Source organism: Candidatus Saccharimonadales bacterium (assembly GCA_036397795.1).
GTDB lineage: Bacteria > Patescibacteriota > Saccharimonadia > Saccharimonadales > DASWIF01 > DASWIF01.
This window is the reverse complement of sequence record DASWIF010000016.1, coordinates 1-4,709: the sequence shown is the minus strand read 5'-3', so window position 1 is coordinate 4,709 and position 4,709 is coordinate 1. Positions and strand designations below refer to the sequence as shown.

At 52.7% G+C, this 4,709-nt stretch carries 4 protein-coding genes; 2 read left to right on the top strand and 2 right to left on the bottom strand.

The genetic code is table 11. The features are described 5' to 3' along the window. The coding region (locus VGA08_01215) for a hypothetical protein (GenBank protein ID HEX9679219.1) at window positions 1-686 on the top strand (686 nt) is incomplete at its 5' end. Beyond that, window positions 683-2,347, top strand: coding sequence for a hypothetical protein (locus VGA08_01210; protein HEX9679218.1), 1,665 nt, complete (start codon window positions 683-685; stop codon window positions 2,345-2,347). The genes VGA08_01215 and VGA08_01210, both read left to right, overlap by 4 nt. Window positions 2,348-2,361: 14 nt before the next feature. On the opposite strand, the gene VGA08_01205 is transcribed toward VGA08_01210, so the two are convergent. Next, window positions 2,362-4,314, bottom strand: coding sequence for a DUF2079 domain-containing protein (locus tag VGA08_01205; protein HEX9679217.1), 1,953 nt, complete (start codon window positions 4,312-4,314; stop codon window positions 2,362-2,364). Between the two features lie 86 nt (window positions 4,315-4,400). After that, window positions 4,401-4,709 (bottom strand): hypothetical protein (locus VGA08_01200; GenBank protein ID HEX9679216.1); only part of this gene is annotated, 309 nt, incomplete at its 5' end.

Sequence of the window (4,709 nt, the reverse complement as noted above, 5' to 3'; positions counted from 1 at the left end):
TTGGCGCGGTGGCTGGCCTGACACTGCTGATCCGGCGCCGACAGTTGATTGATCCGGCCATGCTGCTGCTGGCAGTCTGGGCGGTTGTCCAATTTGGGCTTTTATACGCGCCGCTTTCGTACCAACGCCGGATGGTGCTTGGATTTCACGTACCCCTGGTCTGCCTGACCGTGATCGCGTTGGTCGCCGCTCAAAGCCGCTGGCCGGGGCAAGTAAAAAAATTTTTGCCCCAGCTTGTGATGCTCGGTATTCTTTTATTCTTGCCTTCGAGCATGTTTGCGTTGGCGGCAGACGTCATGGTTTTTCAGCAGGCGCGTGAACTTTCTTATCTACACATTGATGAGAAGCACGCCCTGGACTGGCTTCGGCAGGAGAGTCCGACCGGCAGCGTGGTGTATAGCGCGGTTAAAACCGGGCTGGTGCTGCCCGCCTACAGTCTGCGGTCTAGTTACGTTGGACACGCGGTTGAAACGCCAGACTACGTTGGGCGTAAACTTGAGCCGAATTGGTTTTTTGCGGTTGACCGGCCGGAAGAAATTGAGCGAGCGTACTTGGAACGGCGGGGGATTAACTATCTTTGGTATGGCCGGCGAGAACAAGAACTTGGCACATTTAACCCGGCCATGAAAAATTATCTTGAGCTGGTGGTCGAACTGCCAACCGTAACGCTTTATCAGGTTTTATGAAGCAGCTGCTGCAAACTATCTCAAAATCTGAGTGGCGTTTTGTCTGGGTCATCAGCTGCGTGCTTGTGGCCCTGACCAGTTTGCCATATATAGTCGGCTGGCTGGCCGCCCCGCCAGGATTTGTCTACACCGGGCTTCACGCGCTCAGCCCGGGAGATATCCCGGTTTACTATTCTTATATTCAGCAAGCCGCGAGCGGGGAGTTATTTGTAAAAAATCTTTTTACGGCGGAATCGCAGCAACTCGGCACGTTTAATGTCTGGTGGTGGTTGGTTAGCTTGCCAGTTAGGTTTTTAGGGTTGTCAGCCCCGTTGGCCTTTCAGTTGAGTCGGCTGGCCATGATTCCGGTTTTTGTCGCGGTTGCGTATGTTTTTTTAAGCTATTTTTTTCAGTCGGCTCTGCTCCGCAAGCTCAGCCTTTTTTTTATTTTATTTTCTTCCGGGCTTGGAGCCTACGCCGTTGGGGGCATGCAAAACATTTCAAGCCCAAATGATCTTGAACCGTATGCCTGGCCAATTGATTTATGGCTGGTCGAGGCCACAACCTTTAACGGGCTTTTGCAAACATCGCATTTTATCGCCTCGCTCAGCTTAACGCTTGGAATGTTTTTGTGCCTGCTGCTTGGGTTTCGAACCAAACAGTGGCGCTATAGTCTGGTGGCGGGCGGACTCGGACTTTTCTATTTTAATTTTCACCCGTACTATTTGCCATCGGTATTCGGGACACTCGGGCTCTACTGGCTGGCTGAAACGTTTAGACACCGGCGGGTGCTTTGGCACCAGGGATTTCAGCTGGTGATAGCCGCGGCACTTTCCCTGCCCTCGGCGCTCTACCACCTTTGGCTGATTCAGCAGGAGCCTGTAATTGGTCTGCGAGCCGCTCAAAATGTAACGCTCATCGCGCCGTTGCCGTACGTGCTGGTGGGATACGGTTTGCTTTTGGTCGGAGGGCTGATTGGGGCTGGAGTTTGGTGGCGGCAGCGGTCGCGATATCCGGAGCTGAGTCTGCTGGTAATTTGGCTGGCGGTCAGCGTCGGGCTAATTTATTCACCCTTTCCTTTCCACAGTCGGTATACACAGGGCATTCAGTTTGGGCTGGCAATTTTTACAGTCTTGGGTTTGTTGGCGATTAAAGATCAACTCCAACGCCGGCTCTCTCCCCGCCGCTATGATTTTTGGGTGAAAAATCCGACCTTGCTCGGCTGGCTGTTTGTCTTGGGGTTTATGCCTTCTATTTTGTTTAACTTGACCCGAGATTTTTATTTGTTCACGGTTCAGCCGGAAGAAGCCCGCGAAAAATTGTATCTTTCCGAAGACTTGGTCAGCGCCATTGCCTGGCTGGGGACGCAGCCCAAGACCAGTGTTACGCTGGCTTCGGACATTATGTCAAAATTTATCCCCGGCCAAATTGGGCAGGCCGTTTTTGTCGGGCATGGGCATGAAACGGTTCATGCCAAAACCAAGCGCGCGTTTTTGGAAATTTTTTACGCCAGTAATGAGAATGACAGGTTCAAGCGGCGCGGCCTGTCAAAGCACGGAATCGATTTTGTGGCTCACGGTTCGCTCGAGCAAAAGCTCGGCTCATTTGACCCGAGTCAAACAGACTATTTGACATTAGTGTTTGAAAGCGGCGAGGTGCAAGTGTATCGGGTTGATTTATAGCCTAGTCTACTTTTTCAGTCGCCAATCTCGAGTTGGCCTAAATTAAATTCAGGGCCAAGCAGAATGTTACGGTCAAGCACGGGCTCGACAGATCGGATATTGTTAATTTCAACGCCGCCTTCAACGTGGGCGACTTGAATTTGAGCAGTGTAGCTGCCGGCCGGAATATTCGGGTTAAACCAAAAGTTGGTCTGCCATGTTTCATTGGGCTGCCAATCCGTGGTTGGCACCAGTCCGTAGCTAAGCGGGTAGAATTTTTCAAACGCGTACTCTCCGCGCTTGAGGCGAAGTATCAGATAATAATTCTGAGCCGGAGCTTCGTGGGTTTGCCAGAAAAATGAAAATTGGTTATCTGCTCGGGTATAGCCCAGTAGCTCAATGCCACCGACACGGTTTTGCTCAACACCGTTCAGATTATCAGGGGCGGGTCGCTCAAGCCGTGAAATCAAACTCGCCATATTTTGCGCGCCTCGCCGCAGCAGGATTTGAGAATCGTGAATGGCGACCAGACCAAAGTCTGCCAGCTGAGCCGGCCACCGGCTTTGATTGTTTTTGTATGTCTCGGAAAAAAATGGATTGCCGGCGTACTGCAGTTCAATGCCCAGAAAGTCAGCCATATCCAACACGACAAACTCGGTGTCAGCGGGCAGCCGGTAGGTCTGGCGCAGGTATTGCTGAGCGCCGAGCATGACATAGTTAAACGAATAAATCCGCTCGCGGTTGGCGAGCTGGCTAAGCGGCGTGTAGGTCGCGGCGACCGCCGCGTCCGGCGGAATCAGCGTGCGGAGCGCGGGCGCCAGCGTCGTGCTTCGCCGTTGGCCAATGGCCTGAGTTATTCCAACTAGCGGACCTAACGCCAGACAGGTGTATATAACCACGGTGCCGCCCAGCAGCCAGCGTAGCCGCTGATCGCGCTGGAGCCAGGGCAGCAGACCCCGGACTTTGGTTGTTTTTTGGCGAAGTCGCGCCAGTCCGGCCAGGGTTGAGATTAACAATCCCGGCAACAGCAACAATGTGTAGTGCGTGAACAGGTGAGTAACAGTGCCGCCGCTGTTTTGGAATAAAATTTGAGCCAGCGGCAGAAATATCAGCCAAAGGTAACGCCCGCCCCAGAGAGCGACCAGCCCGAATGGTAGAAGCAGGCCAAGTAAGAACTCAATATTTCTGAGCCGCAGGAGATGAACCAGCGCTAAGTCCGGTCGGGTCAGCAAGGTTTGGATAGCCTGGATCGGAGTTTCGCCCAGCCAGGAATAGTACAAAAAGAATTTATATCCGCCCGCACCCGCGGCATTGATCAGCTGGAGCATGGCCGCAAAATAAACAACGCTGATCAGCAGAGGTGCCAGCCACCAGCGCAGGCCGCGCCGTTCCCAAACCGCTAAAAGCCCGAATCCGGCTACAGCCAGGCTGACGTCTTCTCGAACTAGCAGGGCAATGGCAGCCGCGGCCAGAAACGGCCAGAACGCGTGACGGATAAAAAAAACTCCGGCCCAAAGCAGTGGCAATAACGCAAATGGCAGAAAGTGAAATTCAAACAAAGCCGCGTTGTGCAGCAGCGGGTTGAGCAGCCAGGCGCCGGTCAACCAAAGCGCGCCGCGTTCAATTTGTTGGGTTGAAAGTTTCAGCCGACCAAGGAAAAGCTTTGAAAGTCTCCACGCCGGCCAGGCCGTTAGACCAATCGCGAGTGCCTGGAGCCAGAGTAGCGTTAGGCCGGATGGCAGAAGCTTGTAGAGTGGGGTTAGAATCAGGAGTATCAGCGGCGCGTGGTCGCCGAGATAGCTGGGCGGATGAATGGAAGAGCCAAACAGCCGACCCGTGCCGGTCAGGTGAATGCTATTTGTGATAATCGCCAGGTCAAACCCGTTGTAGAGTCCGTGGAAAAATTTCCAGCTGCTCAGCCCGCCGATCAAAAGCGTGGAGAGGCCAAAAAGTATCCAAAGCCATTTACGTTGTTGTGCCGGTTGCATACCGGTATTGTACGTGTTGCCTGCTTAAAAAACAAACTCCCTCGGCTTAGCCGGAGAGTTTGTTAGAGTGCCGGTGTTGGTAAGCCTTAATCGTCGCTGACTTCGAGGAGCGTGTTGAAAACAAAGTTAGTGATAATAAAGGCAAATAAGATAATAGCCACGCCAATAATTGCGGCCACGATAATCATTTTCGCTTTTTTAATCCGATCTTCGTTTCCGGCGGAGGTCAGCCACATAAATCCGGCGTAAATGATGAGGGCAATAAAGATAACGCCGAGTAGCCCAAGGACGGCTCGAATGACTTTGGCAATGGTTTCGGCCAGACTGGTTTCAGACGCTCCGCCAAAAACTTTTTCAATCGGCTGGAGCTGAGTGTCAATTTCACTTTCAATCTC